The following is a 19,859-nucleotide window of genomic DNA, read 5'->3' on the forward strand; positions in this document are numbered from 1 at the left end:
GCGATCGCGATACGTGCGCCACGACGCCGCTCAGCTCGCCAGCAAGGTCCGGAGCGACGCCATTGCACGGGGCCGCGAGTACCAGAAACCCTGTGCTTCGTCACATCCAAGTTCGCGCAACCGGTTGGCCTGCTCAACCGTTTCGACGCCTTCGGCCGTTACGCGCATGTGCAGTGCATGCGCCATCACGATGATGGCATTGACGAGCTCCGCACTTCCAGCGTCACCAGGCAGCGGCGTCACGAATGTACGATCGATCTTGACCCGGTTGATCGGGAAGCGGGTCAGATAGGACAGGCTCGAATACCCGGTCCCGAAATCGTCGACCGCGACCTCGACGCCGAGTTCACGGATCGCACGAATCGTCTGCAGCACGCCTTCCGTATCGGTAAACAGCACGCCTTCGGTGATCTCGATTTCGAGGCACTCAGGAAGGAGCCCGCTACGGTCCAGTGCATCCCGGATGATCTCCAGCAGATTGCCGCGCTTGAACTGCTGCGGCGACACGTTCACGCACACGCGCGGCAGGTGCCTAACGACGTGGCGCAGCTTGCCGAATTCCTGGCACGCCGTGTGGATCACCCACTCGCCGATCTGGTCGATCATCCCGCTCTGCTCCGCGATCGGAATGAATTCCGCGGGGCTGATCTCGCCGTGAGTCGGATGCTTCCAGCGCATCAGCGCCTCGACCTGCGCGATTTCGCCGGTCGCGAGCGTCACCTGGGGCTGGTATGCAAGCCAGCACTGCTGCCGCTCGAGCGCGCGGGCAAGCATCGCTTCGAGTTCGAAGCGCCGCGCCGCGCGGACTTCGAGCCCACTCGAGAAATGCAAGACACCGTTCGCGCCGGCGTCACGCGCGGACGATAGTGCAACTTCGGCACGACGCATCAGTGTTTCGGAGTCTTCGCCGTTGTCGGGATACGTCGCGATGCCCGCGTGGGCAGCAATGCGCAGATGGGCGCCGACGAACTCGACCGGCTCGCGCGCATGCGCGACAATTTCGCCGCCCAAATCCACGGACGCTTCATTACTAAAGAGCGCGAACTTGCCCTCACCGACGCACGCAAACGCCTGGGCGCGCGGGACGCGCTGCCGCAAGCGTTCACCGATCACCTGCGCGACGATCTCGACCCCCGGCTGCCCGAGCACATTGCGGATCGATTCGAGCCCGGACAGCGCAACCATCACCACACTGAAGCGGTCACGAACGCTGCGTGCCCGCGCGATGCGCAGGTCCAGCCGCTCGGCAAACAGCCGGCGGTTGGGCAAATTCATCACGCCGTCGTAATTCAATGTGTACCAGCGCTCGCCATCCAAATGGCTGCCGTCCGCGCACGCGATCAGAACGCCGACATATTCTTCGACTGCACACGCGTCGTGCGTGGAATCGGTATCCGGGGGCGGCCTGTCGTCGAGTCGCGATACATCGACCTGCACGGGCCGCCAATCGCCCGGGCCTCGATGCACGCGCCAGCGCCCGCCATTCAGTTCGGTCACGCTCGCGGTGCACAGCACGCCGCCCGATGAGGCCAATAGCGCCTGAATGGTCGAGCGGCCGACCAGCATCGCAGCCGGATAACCGGTCAGGGCTTCGAACGCGCGATTGACCCAGCTCAGCATCCCGTCGGCGGTGCAGAGAAACATCGGATTCGGGACCTGCCACGCCGCACGCTCGACACTCAGAAGCGCCCGTGCATCAGACGAACGCGAACCGCCGACCGCGTCGCCAGTCAGCGGCCACGCGTTAAACGATCTTCCTGGGAACGTGTTTTTCTTCATCGGATCCGGCTTCGGTCATCGCGAGGCGGCGACCAGGAAATGCAACTCGGCAATGTCCGGCGCTCGGGGGCCGGTACCGCAGATGGTACTGGAAATGACGGATGCGCCACATGTTCGCGACCAAAATAACGCGACCACATTGGGTTGACGAAAGGGCATGACGCTGCGCTGCCGTTGTCACATGCGTGTGGCAAATCGCGCGGACGGTTCGGTATGGGCATGGGTTCGGCTCACCAGTCCCGCTGCCTGACGATGGCTCTGACGTTGATTCGATTGAATCTCGGGCTGCGTACCTTGCTGGATGACGCGACGACTGCGAGGGGACCACTTCATCCATTGGCAACATCGACGGCATCGACACGAGGATGTTGAAGCGATTGGCGTACGCGCCCGTAAAAGCTCACCGTTGACGCGCACATTCACCATAATAGAATCCGCGCTCCGTTTTTGCGAGCTGCCTGGTTCGATAACGACGTTTAGCGATAGGGATGCGTGAAAGCTCGTCGCCGTGCCGATCGACGGATCGATTCAAAGGTTGAGGCGTCGGCTAAAATGAATGCGTCATTGCCTTCGCTCGCCTTCACCGCAAATTCGCCCATGAACAAGACATCATGGTCCGTCACCGTTGCGTGTGATCACAACAAGTCAGCCTTGTCGAAAGTGCAACAGGCGTGCAACTCGCTGATCAACAGATCGAGAAACAAAGCAAGCGGCTTCGCGCCTGGGAATTGGTTACGCCGGTGCTCCAGCAGCGGTATGTCAACGAGCTCCCGATTCGACTCCGGACCGCACCGACACCTCGGTCTCCGTGCCAGAGCAAGGCCCCGGCAGCGCCGACCAGAAAGACATCGTCCAGCACACATTCCGGATGCTGTCGAGCATCGACCATCTGGGCGATGCTGATGTGGCAAACGCGCCGCGGCCAATCCATTCAACTCGAGAGTTAGCTGTGGCCGCGCCCCCTTACACTTGCTCACACCTGCGATGATCGCGCGCCGCTATGATCCGCTCGTCATTCAGCGGCTGCGGTCAAGTGCCGCGCATACCTGCAAGGATCAGCCAGAATGAAACGCATCTTTGTTGCGGCCGCATTGGTCGCCGCCGCCTCGGCGTTTGCCGGCGACGTGGGCGTGTCGATCGGCGTCGGTCAACCGGGTTTCCATGGCCGGATCGATATCGGCAACGCACCGCCGCCTCAACTCATTTATACGCAGCCAGTCGTCGTCGAACCGATACCCGCCAACGCGACGCCGGTGTATCTGTACGTCCCGCCCTACGAGGCGAAAAACTGGCACCGGTATTGCCACAAGTACGCCGCATGCGCGGCGCCGGTCTATTTCGTTCAGCAAGAGTGGTATGAGAACGTCTATGCACCGCGCGTTCGCCACGCCGCTCAGCCCATGGCACAAGTGTTCTATGCGCACGACATACATGGCGACGTCGTGCGCGCCAACGTCATTCGTGCGCACGACGTCCACGCGGAAAACGTGCATGCCCGAGTCGTTTACCGGGCGAGGGGCGATGACAGCAAAGAAGGCGAAGACGTCGATGCACGTGCCGTGTCCGCGAGCGAAATCGTCGCGCACGACATTCATGCTCGAGTCGTCGAAGCCGATACGCTGTACGTCCACGACCTTCATACAGGCCGTTAGGCGTACCTGACCCAATTGAAAGCGCCCGCGGATCTCGATGGACGATTAACAGCAGATCGCAAGCACGGGTGCCGACAGCGCTGCGCTGCCCCGAGACAGGAGATGTCGCATGCCAACACCGATGTGGCTTTGCGGTCATCGTCCGTGGACCATTGTGCCGGGGCTGATTCAAGAGGCGCCGTCAGTTGCGTACGTGACGGCCGGGCAGTGCAGCGGATGTTGATGCGCACCGGTCAGACAGACTGATCCGTCGAAGTGCGACGGCCTCGGCGCGATCGCTTACCACTCCACGGGCTGCCAGCCGTCGCGGCGCAGGCGACCGCGCGACGCCAGTCGATTTTCTCGTACGCGCGATCGTGCCCTGCGAGGCTCGGCCACACCCGCTCCCAGACGCCGTTCTCATGCCAGTCGCGCAATCGGCGCCAACACGTCATGCCGCTGCCGAAACCGAACTCCTGAGGCAAATTTTCCCAAGGAATGCCTGTCCTCAAAACGAACAGGATGCCATTCAAGGCAGCTCGATCGTCGAGGCGTGGGCGCCCTCCTCTTGGAGAAATCGTCACTACCGGCAACATTGGCGCAAGCGCCCGCCATAGGTCGTCCGTCACGGCGCCGACTACCACCCCGCTCCGCCGGTGCCGGTGCTCGGTCGCCGATATGTGTTGTCCACGACGCTCACACAAACTTGATTCGGACTGCGACAGGTTGTCAATCAGCCTCCGCATCGCTTAGCCATACGATCGGTGCAGACATGTCGTACGTGCCATCCAAGCGTTTCCTGTCGGCCGGCCGGCCCCAACCGGGGCCACGCTCCTGATCGGTCGTCGATGATTGAGAAACCGCTTGCGAAGCCATGCCCGGCGTGAGCGCGCATGCAGAAGCGCCGGCCCCGCATAGGCCGTATCGCGTAACGTCTTGTGTGGCTCAGTCAAATCGACGACGACTTTTTTCATCATACATTCCAGTCCCTTGTCTTGTGCCGCTGTGGCACAGGCAAAAGAAAACGGCGTCCATGATCCGATCGCTCGATCGAATCAATGGACGCCGTTGCCCGCAAGCCCCTTGGGGTGAATTTTCTACACCTGCACCAGCCAGCTCCTCGTCGAGCCTGCCTTGCCGCAATTACAAGCAATCTCTATTCCATCCCCGCGTGCCGGTTGCATTCGCATTCGCGTGCCGGCCGCGATTTCCGGATCTCGCCGGTTTGCCGGCTTCCGCGATGTGATTGTCCGGTCGCGACGTCGATTGCGAGACTTGCCCCATATTGGCGCATAGATCCCGTGTGTGCACTTCCATGATCCAGTCCATGCACCAGACCCATAACCCATGCTCATCGAACTTGACCACTGACGCCCCCAGGACGGATCTCAAGGGCGATATGGTCGACGATCGACAGGACGGCGCTGCTACCGCGGAGCCGTCAGATTGTCAAACGCATTTGAAATCTGAGCCACTTCGCGCCTGATCGCGCAAAGTAAAACTGAGCCAGTCGTTACCTCTTCGATGACGAAACGTGGCCAGCTTGGCGTTGCTGTTTCAGTCTGTAGCTGTCTCCTTTGATCTGGACGATGTGGGCGTGGTGCAGGATGCGGTCGAGCATAGCTGCAGTCAGTGTGGTGTTGCCGCCGAAGGTTTCATCCCACTGCGCAAACGGAAGGTTGCTGGTCAGGATCATCGAGCCGCGCTCGTAGCGCTTGGCGACGATCTGGAAGAAGTGGCTAGCCTGATCCCCCGAGAGCGGTAGATAGCCGATCTCGTCGACGATGAGCAACCTCGGACCGAGAATGTTGTGCCGAAGTACGGCGTCGTATCGCTCCTGCCGGCGCGCGGCCTCGAGCTGCAACATCAGATCCGCCGCCGTGATGAACTTCGTCTTAATGCCGGCCTGTGTCGCGGCATACCCGATGGCGATCGCGAGGTGGGTCTTGCCCACGCCTGACGGACCTAGCAACACGGCGTTCTCACCCCGCTCAATGAAGCGCAGGGTGGCAAGCTCGTCGATCGTCTTGCGCGGCGCCCCGACGGCGAAACTGTAGTCGTAGTCATCGAGCGTCTTGATGGCGGGGAACCCGGCCATGCGCACCAGTGTTTGCCGCGAACGAACTTGCCTCGTCTCTCGTTCGTGAGCGAGCGCGTTCTCGAGGAAGTCGAGGAAGCTCCATTGCTTGGCCGCGGCATCGCTCGCCAGAGCGACGTATCTTTGCATGAGCCCCTCGAGCTTCAGGCTCTGGCAGTGTCCGTCGATGCGTTCCTGCTGCAGGTTCATGCGCGCACCTCGGTCAGCAATTGCTGGTAGATGGACAACGGGTGCTGGATCGACATCGCGGGGTCAACGCGCGGCCGAGCGACGGCGCGAGCCGGCAACCGGGGCACCGTGTAGCCAGGCATATCGCGCAAGCAAGCCCGTTCTCGTTGCTCCAACAGAATCGCGGGTGCCAGCCCTGTAACCGGATGCACGCGCTGGTTGGCCACGTCGCGCAGCCATTTACTTACCTCGACGTTCGCAGTCACGGCGTCGAGCATCAAGCCGGATTGCTTGAGCTGGCTGGCCAGCGGCACATAGAAATTGCCGCGCAGATAGCGGTGGAATCGCTCGACCTTGCCCTTGGTCTGCGCACGGTATGGTTGGCACAGTCTGGGCAGGAAGCCGTACCGCTTGGCCAGGTCGAGCAACCCGGCGTGCCAGCGGTGTTGACCGTCGCCATACGCATCGCGCTCGACAACGATGGTCTTGGCGTTGTCGTAAAGGATCTCGCGAGGAACGCCGCCCAGGGCTTCGAACAGCGCATGATGGCAGGCGACTAGTGTCTCGGCGCGTTCATCGGTGGTGAAGCGTGCCCAACGCCAACGACTGAAGCCGAGCGTGGCGGTGAAGGCGTAAAGCGGATCGGCGCCTCGGCGGAAAACGACGAAATCGCACTGCATCTGCCGACCGGGCTCGGTCTCGAACCTCACGACCGGATCCGGCTTCAGCACGGACTTATGCGCGTTCATGAAAGCCTGCAGGCTTCGCAGTTGGCCATCGTAGCCGCGCGCACGCAACTCGCGCAGCAGCGCCGGCGCCGCGATGATCTCGGGTGCTGCGGCCCTCATTCGCTCGATGATGTACGCCTCGAACGCTCCGAGCTTGGTTGGCCGCGGTTCACGCGGCTTGTAGCGCGGCACTTCCGCGGCCGACAGGTACCGCGCCACCGTGTTGCGAGAAATGCCCAGGCGCCGCGCGATCTCGCGCTCCGATACGCCTTGGGCTTTGAGCACATGGATTTGCATCCACTGTTCCTTCTGGAGCATCGCCAGCCTTTGCGCGCAAAAGGCTGACTGTACTGAAAGGTGGCTCAGATTTACTTCGCGCGAAGTGGCTCATTATTACTTTGCGCCCAACAAGATAGAGAACTGGGGAAAATTACTTCGTCGAAAGGAGTATCTATCCGACGCTGACAACCAGCACTCAGCCAGTTGGTTCTCCACCGGTGTGCCACTCATCGCGATGAAGGCCGGCGCGGATAAGGATTTGATCGCGCGTGTTTGGCGCCGCCGCCGGGCTCTTGATGTTCTGCGCCTCGTCGACGACGACACGTGCCAGCCAGCACCCTCAGCGTCGCCGTGGCCGCTGCCGGTGCAATGGCAGTTACTAGGAAACAGCGGGCGTACGCCGCATGTTGGCGAACGCTCCGCACTCGGCCTGTGCTGACCTTGGGGCCGGCTGGGTTCTAAGTCGGCAACTTGGCGGAATGCTGACGGTGCCGGCTTCGAGGTGCCGAACGTCAGCTTCCTGCATCAGCGAACTCACACTCTCGACCCGAAGCGGTCGGGCGCAATTCCCCAAATCGGTCATTCAATGTGCCGCTTAACTTGAGTCCGCATCGTCCGGCCCAGGGACGAATCGCTGCCAGATAGCAGGCATTCGTTGGATATCAGTGCCGTCTACCTTGTAAATTTCGATTTCGCGGCAAACTCCATCAACGACATGTAGGAGCACGCTGATTTGAACTCCATCGACATCAGGGCCATATAGCTCGGTTGGAACTCGATGTAACACTGGTGCCGCGATTGCGTGCGGTGGAATGCCTACTTCAAGACTGCCTTCCTCATCGATCACTCGCACGACACACTGCTGAAGCTGTTTGATCACTTCGGCTCGACCGGGGAACTCTGCAGCTGTCAATTCTGAAATTAGTTCTCTTTCGACCGCCGATGGCGAGCGAAAATTATTGATGTCCGTACTTCTATACATGACAGCCTCCGCTCACGGCCTTTATCAGCGGGTACACAAGTGAAACGCTACCCCAGATTTCTTAGGCCCGCATCCAAATTGTGCTGAAGCAACCCAACGACCGTTCTCCGACCAGCGCCCCACGGCTGAGTTCGACGACCGCCTCGGGTGCGCGCCTCATGCAAAAGGAATGAAGCGACCCACAAGAGACAGTCATTGCACGACGAAGCGGTCATTCGAGTGGGCTGTATGCGATGGGACTTACGTGGCATAGGGGCTTTTGAATACGTGAGATAGATAAAAGCCCGGGTCGGCACTTGCATACGTCAACACCAGCTTTTCTCCCGATGAGAGCGTCCAAACTACGGATTTGATCCGTCCATCCGGCGAGCTGCTTTCATGAGGTTTCCCGAGATTCGAGTGCGCGGTTAGCTCGGAATAGATCTTGTCGCCGCTACCATCGGCGCTGCCGATTCCGCAGGTTTCCGCGGTGACATCGCCTTGAGTTGCCTCTGCGGCGGCGAGCTCGTACGGACCAGTATTGGATCCAACCGTCCAGGATCGCGATCTGAGGCGATCTCCATGCCCCATCTCACGTGAAAGGTCCTTTTTGATCGGTAGCTTAAGCGCGGTGGCGTATGCATTGAGGCTCTCGTAAGTCGGCGCTCCCCGCATGCAGAAGAACTTGAAATCGTTCACAAGTGCAGCGCTTCGACCGTTGGCGTAAGCCAATGTGGTCCCGAAAACACCTTCTGCAACCAAAATGACCGCCATACTCATTCGAATCAATTTGCATGTGATATTCATGGAATTCCATATTTCTTTTTCCATTTCCGGGCATCCTGTTCGATTTGGACCGGGCGGCAATCCCTGTGTTTTAGGCACTTATTTTCGACAATCCAGGCGTTCATATGGACCGGCCGCCTTGGCCGATTCCAGGTCAGCGTATTTACCGGTTTTCCACGCGTCTCACCAGAATTGGCACTGGCTTGCCAGTCACCAGAGTAACAATCACGTGGCCGGCTTTCCCAGGCTCCTTGACGGGTCCGAATCGGCAGAAGGCTTGAGCAGCATTTTGGATACAGGCAATATTCGCGTTTGCCAACCAGTCTGGTGGGAAGTAACTTTGAATTTCTCTGGTCGTGCTATCCCTATACTCACAGCCGCGGTCGCAGGAGATGTCCTTCCACTCCTTGCCGGGCAGTTTCCCCAAAGCCACCCACCTTCCCGAAGATCGATTCAACCTGTAGAGCACACCAGTTGGAGCACCCTTTTGGTTTAGCCATTCATAGGTGCCGGCGTCCGCGTCCGACAGTCCTCCCGCAAAAGCGAGAGAGGAGACGGAAAGAGTCGCAGCGAAAAGAAAAGTAGCTATGTTGTTCATGGTCATCCTTTCCGACATCCCATGCGATAGCGCCCGTTGGACGTGTGTCACCGACCTTGTGTCGATGCACCAGCGAATGCCCCTTGGGGATACGATTCCAATGGAGTGTCGTCAGCGCAATATGGAAATTCGCTTTTCACACGCGTGTCATCGCCGCGGATCTTGGACAGCACTTCGCACATCCTCTTCGGACGAAGACTAAGCATGCCGAACGGTGGCGCGCCACTCTGCACGTGCCTTGCCATGAGTCTCATGATCGGTGCCACGTGGTCCTTTGCCGATGCCCCTGAAAAATAGATTCCCCACGCCAACTCATAGAGGCGATCGCGGGCCGCCAATGGAATGGGCTTGTCGTCCGGGACTGAAGCAAGAAGTTGATTCATAAGAGACTCTACCAGTGATAGCGCCTCTGGATGTCCTCCGGCGGCTGCCACCTGTGCCGCGCCCGTGCCGATGGAACTTTCGCTGGAAACTTGTTCAAATGCTGCGATCGCGTATCGCGCTGATTCGTGTCCAAACCCTGCCAATACGGTTCTCGCAAGCGGCCTAATATCGCCCTTGACTTGCCCATCAATACCGTCGTCGATCACTGGCCGAGCATCAAACGCCACTTGCGCTACGGCATCTACGACTTCAGTGGGCGGAGATTGCATACGCGAGGCCAGCTCGACTTCATAGAGAGCAAACCTGCCCTTGATAGGCTTTCCTGCGAAAGCCGCAGCAACACGCGCATATATCGCTGGCGGACTACATACCCTCGGGCCGAGCTGACCTGGGCTGCTGCGATATAGGTCTTGACTGAGAGCGCGTTCGGCCCCGATGGCGAGCCAGTCGGGGGAATGCGGTGCGATATGTTCGAGAGTCGATGCGGCAATTTCAAAGCGTTCGTTTTCTTTGATATTCGCCAAAACGCATTGGGGATTTTTCCAGATGGGGATGGCAGGCATCGCCCTGAGCTTGCGGAGTTCCGTTTTCTGAGCGGCGGCCCCATGATGTCCCATCCAGAAGCCTACAATGAACGTCAGTACGAATCCAACCAGCACATATTTGCGGTCCATTTCCCCGTTGCTCCGAAAATTGTTAATGTTTCGTATTGGGAGTTCGGCCCAGCTACGTCCGTGACGGACGGCACGACTGTTTTCTGCCGGCGGTGATCTGGCGTGGCTGCACGCGCGCTGCGAGTGGTATTGTTGACGATTTCGGTGCTGAAGTCGAGGGACCGCTCTTGGCCGAATACTGCCCAATTAGCCGTCAATTCATGAAGCAGTCGATCGAAGAACCTCCCCCGAAGAGGGCTCCGATCGCGGTCGAGTTCCGCGCTCGCAAAACCGGTCACCCACCAGGACTCACGGGCGCAGCCCGAACACGCCGTGCCACAGAGCGCTGAAAAAGTCCCTATGCACGTGTTCGTCACTCCTTCGCGCGTCGCTCTTTGGCGCCGGTATCGCCCTCTTCTCGCATTGCGGCATCTGCTCATCACGCTGCCCGTCCCGCGATGCGCTCGGCTGGCGCGACGCATGCAGCTCGACCACGCTGCCGGCAATGCGCTCGGCGAGTTGAACATCGCAATCACGGCCGAGCAGAACACCGAACACGACGTCGCGGTTGTGCCCTTGTTCGGCGAAGCGCATCGCCCATGCCACGAACCGCGCATATTCCGCTTCGCGCTCCGCCTTCAAGCGCTCCTCTTCTTCGCGAAGCCGTGCGTGACGGAGCATTTCCTCTGCGAAAACGGTGTCATAGACGCGGCGCAGCTCCGGGTCCGAGAGAATCGCGTATGCCTCCTTGATCTCCTGAAATCGCGCATGCGCGTCCGCTTCGCCCCCGACGTTGCGGTCGGGATGCGCTTTCATCGCTGCCTTTCGGTAGCTGCGCTTGATTTCCTCGTTGGTGGCGTTCTCGCACACACCGAGCAATTCATACATTGTCGTCATTGTGCGTCGGGATGAAAGTCGGATCGCATTGATCGTAGCATGTCGCCGCCGCGCCAATCCGTCGGGTTGAGAATTCACCACGTTCTGAACACCCTGAGTGCAGGTCAGGGGCGCTTTGGCAAATGACGAAATCTGAATCATTCTCATCGGAACGGCCGTTTGCCGACTGGAGCGGTCGCTCGAGTGTCCGAATGAGCATGCAGGCCAACGGCGCTTCATGCGCCGGCAAGCGTCCGCGCGCCGGCCCTGTTGCCGTCAGACCTCGGTCTGCCCCGCCATCTCGAGGGCATCGTCGACTTCAATGCCGAGGTAGCGCACTGTATTTTCCAGCTTGGTATGTCCGAGCAGTAGTTGCACCGTCCGAAGGTTCTTCGTTCGCCGGCAGATCAGCGAAGCCTTGGTGCGGCGCATGGTATGGGTGCCGTACGCCGTATCGTCGAGTCCGATCGATGCGATCCACCGATGGACCACTCGGGCATATTGTCGTGTCGACAGATGCGGCGACGCATGCATCCAGTGTGCCGTCTCACAGTGGAAGCAGTGGTCGCTACCCGACCCATTGCCGTCATTCCGAGCGCGGCGGAAGCAATGGCAACTTTCGAAAGTGAAGCGGTCGTCCATCGGGCAGGTGCAAGCGATGCAATAAAGACTGCCCTTGCATGGAAATTGCCGCACTCGGATGCTACGTGTCCAATACTTTCACCGATGACGGGGGAAGGAAGATTTGCGCAGTCGCCGGTTGTCGGTCAGACACGCTGTAGCCGACGTGAATACGACGACCGGGCTGCCACAATGCCAGACGCTATCTCGCGTCGTATTTACATAGTGCATCCCTGACTTGCTCCGGGTTTTCCTTGACCCGATCCAGGGGGCGTCGTTACCTAAGGCCCGTGACGCTCGTGGGATTTTGTCGAGCCTTATCTCCGCCAAATCATGGACTTCCTTGACGACGCGCACCTGCTCGAATTAACTGAAACCGACGGGATCTCAGATCGGCAGCCCCGCCGCCGGGATCCAGAGGGGGTCTCGCAGGGTCGCGGCCCGGACGGGTTTCAGCTGTGCGAACTGACGAGTCGCATGTACGACATAAGCAATCGCCGAAGGAGTTTCAGGAGATGCCATGAAAGCGATTTGCCCGCTGCACGGGCCAACGACCATCATCGGGACGAACGCGTACGGATTTCCGGTTTATGCGTGCTGCTGCAAGGACGTGCCCTATGTAACGCCTCCGGACGCATGTACGCGGGCGCCGGCGCAACGCGGGCCTGACGCGCAGCACCAACCCCAAGAACCGAAGACGAAAAAAGAAGGACACTGACGATCAAATCGCGCTGCCCGTGCGGACATTCAATCGGACGCTGCCCGGCTCGCACGTCGTCGGAGTCGGCGGCCTTCGTTTTGGGTGTGACGACCAGCGTAGTCAGCCGCCGGCCTGCCGACGGCGAAACGAAAGCAGGCACCGGGCTGCGAGCCCGATGTCGATTTTGCGATCTTTCAGTAATTTCGTTACTCGCGCAGGAAAACCGCTGTTTGTTACGGCACGCCCGATCGGATCCTGCAGTGCGGGCATCAGAGCCCGTGTGCTCTGGTTACAGGCCGCCTCTCCGTAGAGCGTCGAGGTGAACGATTACGCCTACCGTCGCTCAGTCGAACGTCCGGTTCTTGGCTGGCGCAGCCGATCGCGTGTCCTGAATGCTGCGGAGCGAACGGCCGCATGTGGCCGGCAAGCAACCGCTCGCCGGCCGCGATGCAATCAAACCTCCGTCTGCTCTGCCATCTCAAGCGCATCGTCGACTTCGATGCCGAGATAGCGAACCGTGCTTTCCAGCTTCGTATGTCCGAGCAGCAACTGCACCGCGCATCTCGAATTGCACCGGCCGCTGGGTCTTCTGCTGCATGATGGTCGCTCTGGACGCCACGCGGCTTCCCTGGCGAACGTCTTGGACCAGCAACCGCGTAAGATCACACGCTCGGAGCTTGCTATCAATCGCGAGATTGAACAGCGCGAGCTCACGAAGGTTCGATGCCATCTGAAGTCGCGTCCGGATCGACCAGATTTCTCGTAGCTTTAGCGGCGGCTTCTGCCCGGTGAGCTTGCCCTTGTTCCATGGCACGCGGGCGTCAACGACGACATTCCTGGATTCAATGACAAGCTCCTTTCAAGCGAAGGGAGATTGAGTGGGCGCCTTTTCCGACGGGCGCTATCCTACCCATTGCGGTTCGTCGCTGATGCTTTCGGCAATGTCCGATGCGCAATCGGCAAACGGCCGCTGCTGAGCGGTTCCAGGAATCCAGTCCGATCAGGTTCGAGGTGCGGGCATCTCCGGCAGCGAAATCTCGATTCCGCGGCGGTGCAGTGTCGAGAGCACGTGATACACGCCCTTAAAGCACATCACGGGGAGTGCAGCGCGCCAGCTCCCCCGGAGATTTCCTGCCAGCAGATTGACGACGCCGTCTCGCATCCACAAGCGATTGGACGGTGCCATGAAGAGCGTACGCATGACAGGATCGTTCACTCGATAGATCAGCCAACTGATCCGATCCATTGCCTCTGACAGTTCCTTGTTGGCTGCTTGCGCAAGCTTCTTTCCTCGTGCCGGATCGTCGAGCCAAACGTGGGCGGCCTCGGCGCCGAGTTCTCCGCCAGTCATCGCCATCAGTACGCCTGTCGAGAACATCGGATCAACAAATCCGTAGGCGTCGCCGATCATCAGAAAACCGTTCCCGTTGCCTTCGCGCGCGCGGTAGCTGTAATTGGCCGTGCTGTAGACGTCCGATACGCGCTGTGCGCCTTGAGCGCGAGCCGCGACGGTCGGGCTCGAAGCGATGCGCTCGGACAGCAAATCGGTCGCCGTTCCCTTGCGCTCCTTCCACGCCGATTGATTGCCGACAAAGCCAATGCTCATTGTGTCATCGGGCAGCGGGATCAGCCAAAACCAGCCATCCTCCGCAAGATGAATGCTGATGTAGCCCGCCAGTTCACCTTCCCGACGCGTTACGCCAGTGAAATGCGCATAAACGGCCGCCGTGTTGTTGTACTTGTTCGAAGTCTTGACCTTCATCCGCGACGCGAGAAACGTATCACGGCCCGAAGCGTCGAGCACGTAGCGGGGATGCCATTCGCGGGTGCCGCCCGATTCGTCCTGGGCGGACACGACGTGACGTCCGCCGGCATCGTCCAGCTTGACTCCCGTGACACGAGTACGCTCGAAACACTCGGCCCCGCGCGCGACGGCGTGTCTGAACAACAAGGCATCAAGGTCCGCACGCCGTACTTGCCAGGCGTGCGTACGGTCCCGATTCAGTGCGTTTTCAAACGGAAACGCGCAGCTACGGCCCGTACGGTCCGAGACGAACTCTGCACCCGGCTTATGGACACCGATCTCTCGTACCTGATCCAGAACGCCGAGCCGCTCGAAAATGTCGAGGTTACGTGGCAGCAGGCTTTCGCCGATATGGAAGCGCGGATGCGCTTCCTTCTCCACGAGCACTACGTCGCGTCCATTCATCGCCAGGAAGGCCGCCGCAGTCGCACCAGCGGGCCCGCCGCCGATAATCAGCACGTCGGGTCGGCTCGAATCGCTTTTCGATGAGTTCATTGCACTTGCTTCCAAAAAAGGGCGTATTCATGGACCAAAGCAAAAATGCTATGGCAGACGTTGGTCAGCTTTCCCCTCGGGCACCGTCCACGTAGCCTCAAAGCACTTGAGTGCAATTTCTGCGGGCCCATTCTTTCGACTCGGATCGACACTCTCATCTTTTCCGTCATTCAACGCAAGGCCGACAGAGCGACCGTCACCGAAAAAACGCCGAGCACGAGGGAAGCACTGCGAAGCAGATATTTCGGCGTCGGAACTCCCAGGCGACCGGCGCCGAGCTACGCGCCCAGACCAACGCAAAGCAGTCCGATCGGAAACACTACGTAAGCGCTATTTCCTTCTGGGGTATGTGCCTCACCGTGCTCGCGCAGATCTTGCCCTGGCTTCCGGTCGTTGCGCGAGCTGGAAGCGCGAGTCAGACTGCTTCCCGTTGCGCTGATCAGGAACAGAAATTGCGGGCAGCTCGATAGTCTGCGCGTTCGTGCAATGGACGCGCGTGCAAGCAGAAGCAGACGTTCTAAATCGACGCTCACTTTCCCTCGACGGCCAGGCTATAACCTGGCGCCCCTCCAGCACGGTTTGCAGCCGGTCTATGTCGTTCGAAAGCTGACGGTCGATGAGGCGTAGCGTAGGCGTGGACATGGTCTTGGTGGTTGGGACAACGCATGTGACAACGATTGTCGACCATCAAAGCGCCGATGTCGAATGAGCGCAACTGGCCGCTGCCGCCGAAGCGGACGACGGAGTTACCTCCGTCGAATCAGCAGGTTCCACCGTACAACGGTCATTCGTTCCTGCGAGTCCCTTGGCGCGTCGATCAGCCTTTGCGGACGGCCGTAACTGCAGGGTATTGACGATGAATGCCCGCTTTCAATCGTCGAAAAACACTGTAAAGCCCAAAGGTCGGTATGGTGGGATTTGGCTTGACCACGTGCCGCCCCAAAAACGTGACTACGCACCGTGAAAGTGATACTTTACAGCGACCAATCCGCATATCACCGGGACAATTAGCCATGACCATCCTGGACGAAAGCAAAAAATCGCGCGCACTTCGAGAGCTTGAAAGTTTTCGATCGGCCGCCGCCAACCCGGAGACAGGCAAGACGCCTGTTCAAGAATGTCTTATATTGGATCAAAATCGAAAGCAGGTCATCGACCAGCTATTGTTACCAGTGCTCGGTCAATTTCTCAGCGGATCTACGGATCTTGGCACTTTTAAGACAGAAGTCGATCGTATCAACAAGCGCCACGAATTGTGGGGCTTTAAGGGCATAAAAGGGCAGATGTTTTTCAATCTGCTTTACAATACATGTGCTGATGTCGATGAACTAACTGCGGAACTTAAATCGGCCATAGAGTTACCTTCTGACGAAGTTGTAGCAAGGAGTCGAATTCGGAATTTCGCGAGCTACGTTCGGCGGTCTGGCGAAGAACACGTTGCAAACGGAGGCGGCAAGCATTCGCGGCCAAAGCCCTCAAGTATCCCCTTCTTTCTTAGCTACTTTTGGCAGATTCAAGCCCCTGACCAGTGGCCCGTGTATTACACGAACAGCGTACAAATACTATCCGACCTGAACCTTTACCAACCGACGGAAGACCTGGCCGACGCCTATATAGGTTACGTTCATCTTGACGCTGAAATTCGCGACCTGTTTCGGCAGCAACTTGGGCAACCTGTCACGCTCTACGACGTGGAACATGTGTGGTGGTACGCGAAGAAGCCCGCTGTGGTGTCGGTCGCTGCCGCAACGATCACGGGTGTCACGAAACAAGAACCCGAATCGAAACTCGTCGTTGATGGAATAGCTTCGCCGTTGCAGCTACCCGACAGCTATGTCCCTCCGATTATCAGCATCATTCCCCTGCTAGCCAACAATGACCCGTCATTAGAAGCTCTGGCAAAGGCCGCTGGTACCAGTATTTCTCGTGCGTTCGAGAAAAGTGTGCATGCGGCTTTCACCATTCTCGGTTATGACACGCAGCTTCAAGGGCAAGGACAAGGTCGTATTCAGGACGGTCTGGCAATCTCGGCAGACCACTCGTACGCGATTCTTTGGGATGCGAAGGCAAGGCAGAATGGCTACAAGATGGGCACAGACGATCGGACTATTCGCGAATACATAACGACGCAAAGCAGAGAGTTGAAAAGGCGCCGACATCTGCGAAATCTTTACTATGTTTTGGTATCCAGTTCTTTCCAAGATGACTTCGATGATCTGATCCGCAGTCTCAAAATGGAGACTGACATCAGTGAGGTCTGTCTTGTTGAAGCCGACGCGTTTGTCACCATGATCGATGCGAAACTACGTGATCCCAATCTTTTGACCTTGGGGCCCGACGGGATGCAGCGATTATTTTGCAAAAGTGGTCTGCTTACCAGTGAGGACGTCAGAGAAGAGCTCGGCTAGACTGACCCCCGATTCTGATCAGAAGGCTGGCAAACGGGACGTTTGTCGATCGAATTGATGGAGTACGGCGAACGACAGGAAAGACCGACGACACGGCGACGAGGAAAGTGGATTGAACGTTCCTAAACAAGGCGGAGCGACCGTTTGAATGTCCGCCGCGGTATGCAATCGACCGGCAGTTCATGGCCGACAGCACGCATCCGCTGGCAGTGACGCGCACACCCATCAGCCGGCCGTGGTGCTCCAGATGTCCCGAAAGCGACCTCGACGCGCGCTAACCCGACCGCAAATGTCTCGGCAATAACTTGCAGAGATCCCCCTTTCTTCATGCCGGCAAATTAAAGCGCGCGACAACCGGTGTGCAATCGTGGTGCAGCACACCATTGAATTGCACCATCTCCATTCTTGCTGCACCGCACGCAACACGCGTGACTCGCCTTCATTTCACTTCGGCGCCAATCGATTTTCAACCGCCGCTCCCCAGAGCCGGCAATGAAATGGCGTACGCTTGCCCGATGCGCTAACGGCGGCATGGCTTTGCGCAATGCAGACATGTCGAGTCGCGAGCGCCGGCCGATCTGCGGGCACGGGGCAGCACGAATTGGCACAGGTATTGCGTTGGATCCGATACTGGCCAACGGCGGCCTTTGCGTTTTACCAGTTTTCCCTACGCTCTCACGAGCGGTGCGGGGCAATGGCGTCCGGGAGCGACTCTTGCGCTGATCGGCCGATCGGTTCGTGCGTGCGTCGCTCCGGGATTTTTTTGTCTCGTTGACAGAGGGAGCCGGGATGCGCGCAGGGCTCCCATGCGGTTCGACACATCGGCGATCTCCGCCCTACACCTTCCAACACATGAAACGACAGACGCATACGACTCACGCCCCGGTCTCGGCGCAAGCGATCGGCGAGCTCATCAATTTGGCCGGCCGGCAGCGGATGCTGTCGCAACGTATCGTGCTGCACGTGCTGCTCGCTTCGCACGGAGACGATGCCGCACTGGACGTCGCGAAGCAAAGTGCGGCCATGTTCGCGAATGCACACGCCGATCTGGTCGATGGCAACGAGCAGTTACCTGGCGTGTTCTCCAGCGCGCTGAGGCAACTCTATTTCGGCACCCCGCGCGCAGACGAGCATGTCCGGCACTTCATCGCGCACACGGCCAAAGTGCTCGCGAGTCTCGAATCGGGCAGCGCTGCCACCGACGAACAGGTCGACGCGCTCGTTAGGCAGGCCACTCCGTTGCTCGAACTGCTGCAGCAGATTACGCTCGCGTATCAGAACGAAATACGCGGCATCGAGGCCGAGGCGCTCAAACGTCAGGCGAGCATCGCCGAACAATTGGGCAGCATCTCAATGCAAGCCAACATCGTCGCGCTGAATGCGCGCATCGCCGCCGCGCGCGCGGGCTCGTATGGTCGCGAGTTCGCGGTCATCACGACAGTCCTTGCCGACATCATCAAGGAGATGGATCAGCTGATGTTCAGCGTCATCGGCTCGCGCGGCCCGACCGAAGCGTCACCCGGGCGTAGCGCCATGGCACATGGCCCGCGCGCAGGTGTCGGCGCTGCACTTCGATAGCCTCAACAAGTTGAGAGAACCCTTCTTATCACAATAGCGCTATCGCGTCATGAAACTCGATGCGGACGAAATGCTGCCGTCTCCTTTCGGGTATGAGCTATGTCGCTATGACCGCCGGGCTATCTCGGTCGCCTCTTCCTTGCGTGCATTCGCACCGCTGCGCGGCGACCCTTACTCTCAAGCAATATGGTCGTCCGCTCGTAGGCGCCCGCCTTCGCGCCCGGATCTGGCCAATTCAGCTATCCCTCGTCACCCAGCCAGCATCAGTCGTTAAGAACGTGAGGTGGCGGAAGCGATATTCGACTGGCTAGATGAGCATATAGCGGGGATCGAATTGTTTATTTGCAGCAAGTCTCTCCGATGACTGGCCGCACGTGAACCCATACGAATCGATATGTGCGGGCTCATTGACGAATACGGCTCAGAATCTGCCGATAGATATCGGGCATATTCCGGTTCGTTGCGCGAGCAGCCATCGCGAGCTGCTCGCCCAGAAACCGCCACCCTTGAGCCGGAACCCGTGCATCCCATGGGGCGCCCCAGCCATCCAGATTGGCGATTCCCGTCGAGGCCTCCACGTAGCCGGCATGAAAGTCACCGATCTGAAGCCGCAAGGCGGCCAGCAGGAACCTCGGCTCCGCGCATTCGGGCACGAGTTGAATGCAGGCCCTGAGCGCTTGCGGCGCGTGGCTGGAGGGAGCGGCGAGCGCCTGCTCATACAGCGTGGACAGCCGGCGCTCCTGTACGTCGCTGACGGCAGGCGCACGAATGAACGATCGTGGCACGAAACCGATGCTTCGAAATCCTTCGCACACGCAGGAAAGCCACAGCCTGTCGACCCGGAACAGGCTTCTGCGCTGCTCGGCTTCGTTGGCGAGATCGATCAGCCGCAATGCCCGGCACTGCGCGACCGACACACGCATTTCACTGTCGCCCGCGTGCGTCCGTATGCGTAAAGGCCTGCGCACCGGCTCGACGTCGAGGCGTACGGACATCCGACGAAGGCTGCCACGATCGAGAACGCAAAATGCATGTGCGAGCGCTTCGACACGTTGGCCGACCACCATCGCAACCCGAACGCGTTCGCCCGGCGCCACGACACGATGACGGAAGTACTGGGTCGAGTAGATGCTGTGAATCAGACCGGCCAAACGGATGTCAGGATCGGTGCCCCACCCCGACAGCACCTCATAGGTTCCCAGCAGGTGATCCCAGAGCGTCGAGCCGGAATGCGCAATGCGCATCGCATCCGCGACGAGGGCCAGCGTGGCGTTCAGACGATCTGGATCGATTGGAGCGTCGCGCATCGCAG

15 protein-coding genes and 2 pseudogenes are annotated in these 19,859 nt (G+C 59.3%); 4 read left to right on the forward strand and 13 right to left on the reverse strand.

The genetic code is table 11. The features are described from left to right. Window positions 1-30: 30 nt before the first annotated feature. Window positions 31-1,734 carry a putative bifunctional diguanylate cyclase/phosphodiesterase gene (locus AC1Z3W_RS17610; RefSeq protein ID WP_409364330.1) on the reverse strand — a complete coding sequence of 568 codons (1,704 nt, stop codon included), beginning with the start codon at window positions 1,732-1,734 and terminating at the stop codon, window positions 31-33. Between the two features lie 1,109 nt (window positions 1,735-2,843). On the opposite strand from AC1Z3W_RS17610, the gene AC1Z3W_RS17615 reads away from it, so the two are divergent. Then, complete coding sequence (locus AC1Z3W_RS17615; protein WP_483508110.1) at window positions 2,844-3,431, forward strand: hypothetical protein; 588 nt, start codon at window positions 2,844-2,846, stop codon at window positions 3,429-3,431. A 373-nt stretch (window positions 3,432-3,804) separates the two neighbouring features. Here the strand turns inward: AC1Z3W_RS17615 and AC1Z3W_RS17620 are convergent. From AC1Z3W_RS17620 to istA, 3 genes and pseudogenes are all read right to left on the reverse strand, one after another. Then, window positions 3,805-4,006, reverse strand: a pseudogene (locus AC1Z3W_RS17620) (transposase); the annotation flags it as partial. Between the two features lie 917 nt (window positions 4,007-4,923). Further along, window positions 4,924-5,697, reverse strand: coding sequence for an IS21-like element ISBcen13 family helper ATPase IstB (gene istB / locus AC1Z3W_RS17625; protein ID WP_483506808.1), 774 nt, complete (start codon window positions 5,695-5,697; stop codon window positions 4,924-4,926). Further along, the gene (gene istA / locus AC1Z3W_RS17630; RefSeq protein WP_483506806.1) at window positions 5,694-6,722 is read right to left on the reverse strand and encodes an IS21 family transposase; all 1,029 of its coding nucleotides are present in this window, start codon (window positions 6,720-6,722) and stop codon (window positions 5,694-5,696) included. Before istA ends, istB begins: the two co-directional genes overlap by 4 nt. Window positions 6,723-6,786: 64 nt before the next feature. On the opposite strand from istA, the gene AC1Z3W_RS17635 reads away from it, so the two are divergent. After that, window positions 6,787-7,122 carry a hypothetical protein gene (locus AC1Z3W_RS17635; RefSeq protein WP_483508111.1) on the forward strand — a complete coding sequence of 112 codons (336 nt, stop codon included), beginning with the start codon at window positions 6,787-6,789 and terminating at the stop codon, window positions 7,120-7,122. A gap of 156 nt (window positions 7,123-7,278) precedes the next feature. Here AC1Z3W_RS17635 and AC1Z3W_RS17640 read toward each other — a convergent pair whose 3' ends face one another. The 8 genes and pseudogenes from AC1Z3W_RS17640 to AC1Z3W_RS17675 all read right to left on the reverse strand — a co-directional run bounded on the left by AC1Z3W_RS17640 (window position 7,279) and on the right by AC1Z3W_RS17675 (window position 14,561). Beyond that, a complete protein-coding gene (locus AC1Z3W_RS17640) occupies window positions 7,279-7,665 on the reverse strand; it encodes a DUF6984 family protein (protein WP_141661891.1) in 387 nt (128 codons plus the stop codon). Window positions 7,666-7,905: 240 nt separating this feature from the next. Then, window positions 7,906-8,475: a hypothetical protein gene (locus AC1Z3W_RS17645; protein ID WP_483508113.1), complete on the reverse strand. Its 570-nt coding sequence runs from the start codon at window positions 8,473-8,475 to the stop codon at window positions 7,906-7,908. Window positions 8,476-8,593: 118 nt separating this feature from the next. After that, a complete protein-coding gene (locus AC1Z3W_RS17650; RefSeq protein ID WP_082664827.1) occupies window positions 8,594-9,028 on the reverse strand; it encodes a hypothetical protein in 435 nt (144 codons plus the stop codon). A gap of 47 nt (window positions 9,029-9,075) precedes the next feature. Next, window positions 9,076-10,086, reverse strand: a complete 1,011-nt coding sequence (locus AC1Z3W_RS17655; protein WP_483508115.1) for a hypothetical protein — start codon at window positions 10,084-10,086, stop codon at window positions 9,076-9,078. A gap of 288 nt (window positions 10,087-10,374) precedes the next feature. After that, window positions 10,375-10,962 (reverse strand): J domain-containing protein, encoded by a 588-nt coding sequence (locus AC1Z3W_RS17660; RefSeq protein ID WP_483508330.1) that lies wholly within the window; start codon window positions 10,960-10,962, stop codon window positions 10,375-10,377. A gap of 255 nt (window positions 10,963-11,217) precedes the next feature. Further along, window positions 11,218-11,583, reverse strand: coding sequence for a tyrosine-type recombinase/integrase (locus AC1Z3W_RS17665; RefSeq protein ID WP_483508116.1), 366 nt, complete (start codon window positions 11,581-11,583; stop codon window positions 11,218-11,220). Between the two features lie 1,132 nt (window positions 11,584-12,715). Next, window positions 12,716-13,109 (reverse strand): annotated as a pseudogene (locus AC1Z3W_RS17670) (site-specific integrase). A 153-nt stretch (window positions 13,110-13,262) separates the two neighbouring features. Further along, window positions 13,263-14,561, reverse strand: a complete 1,299-nt coding sequence (locus AC1Z3W_RS17675) for an NAD(P)/FAD-dependent oxidoreductase (protein ID WP_124835733.1) — start codon at window positions 14,559-14,561, stop codon at window positions 13,263-13,265. A gap of 1,013 nt (window positions 14,562-15,574) precedes the next feature. Between AC1Z3W_RS17675 and AC1Z3W_RS17680 the strand changes: the two genes are divergently transcribed. Together AC1Z3W_RS17680 and AC1Z3W_RS17685 are read left to right on the forward strand one after the other, a co-directional pair. Further along, window positions 15,575-16,969: a PDDEXK family nuclease gene (locus AC1Z3W_RS17680; RefSeq protein WP_124835734.1), complete on the forward strand. Its 1,395-nt coding sequence runs from the start codon at window positions 15,575-15,577 to the stop codon at window positions 16,967-16,969. Window positions 16,970-17,821: 852 nt separating this feature from the next. Then, the gene (locus AC1Z3W_RS17685; RefSeq protein WP_175826360.1) at window positions 17,822-18,547 is read left to right on the forward strand and encodes a type IV pili methyl-accepting chemotaxis transducer N-terminal domain-containing protein; all 726 of its coding nucleotides are present in this window, start codon (window positions 17,822-17,824) and stop codon (window positions 18,545-18,547) included. 404 nt (window positions 18,548-18,951) lie between these two features. Here AC1Z3W_RS17685 and AC1Z3W_RS17690 read toward each other — a convergent pair whose 3' ends face one another. Further along, window positions 18,952-19,854, reverse strand: coding sequence for a DUF6817 domain-containing protein (locus AC1Z3W_RS17690; RefSeq protein WP_124835736.1), 903 nt, complete (start codon window positions 19,852-19,854; stop codon window positions 18,952-18,954). Window positions 19,855-19,859 lie beyond the last annotated feature (5 nt).

The organism is Burkholderia sp. 10_S31, from assembly GCF_056930375.1.

Excerpts from the sequence above, each read along its gene's own strand:
- AC1Z3W_RS17615 (WP_483508110.1), top strand. The coding sequence starts at position 2,844 with ATGAAACGCATCTTTGTTGCGGCCGCATTGGTCGCCGCCGCCTCGGCG.
- istB (WP_483506808.1), bottom strand. The coding sequence starts at position 5,697 with ATGAACCTGCAGCAGGAACGCATCGACGGACACTGCCAGAGCCTGAAG.
- istA (WP_483506806.1), bottom strand. The coding sequence starts at position 6,722 with ATGCTCCAGAAGGAACAGTGGATGCAAATCCATGTGCTCAAAGCCCAA.
- AC1Z3W_RS17640 (WP_141661891.1), bottom strand. The coding sequence starts at position 7,665 with ATGTATAGAAGTACGGACATCAATAATTTTCGCTCGCCATCGGCGGTC.
- AC1Z3W_RS17645 (WP_483508113.1), bottom strand. The coding sequence starts at position 8,475 with ATGGAAAAAGAAATATGGAATTCCATGAATATCACATGCAAATTGATT.
- AC1Z3W_RS17650 (WP_082664827.1), bottom strand. The coding sequence starts at position 9,028 with ATGAACAACATAGCTACTTTTCTTTTCGCTGCGACTCTTTCCGTCTCC.
- AC1Z3W_RS17655 (WP_483508115.1), bottom strand. The coding sequence starts at position 10,086 with ATGGACCGCAAATATGTGCTGGTTGGATTCGTACTGACGTTCATTGTA.
- AC1Z3W_RS17660 (WP_483508330.1), bottom strand. The coding sequence starts at position 10,962 with ATGACGACAATGTATGAATTGCTCGGTGTGTGCGAGAACGCCACCAAC.
- AC1Z3W_RS17665 (WP_483508116.1), bottom strand. The coding sequence starts at position 11,583 with ATGGACGACCGCTTCACTTTCGAAAGTTGCCATTGCTTCCGCCGCGCT.
- AC1Z3W_RS17675 (WP_124835733.1), bottom strand. The coding sequence starts at position 14,561 with ATGAACTCATCGAAAAGCGATTCGAGCCGACCCGACGTGCTGATTATC.
- AC1Z3W_RS17680 (WP_124835734.1), top strand. The coding sequence starts at position 15,575 with ATGACCATCCTGGACGAAAGCAAAAAATCGCGCGCACTTCGAGAGCTT.
- AC1Z3W_RS17685 (WP_175826360.1), top strand. The coding sequence starts at position 17,822 with ATGAAACGACAGACGCATACGACTCACGCCCCGGTCTCGGCGCAAGCG.
- AC1Z3W_RS17690 (WP_124835736.1), bottom strand. The coding sequence starts at position 19,854 with ATGCGCGACGCTCCAATCGATCCAGATCGTCTGAACGCCACGCTGGCC.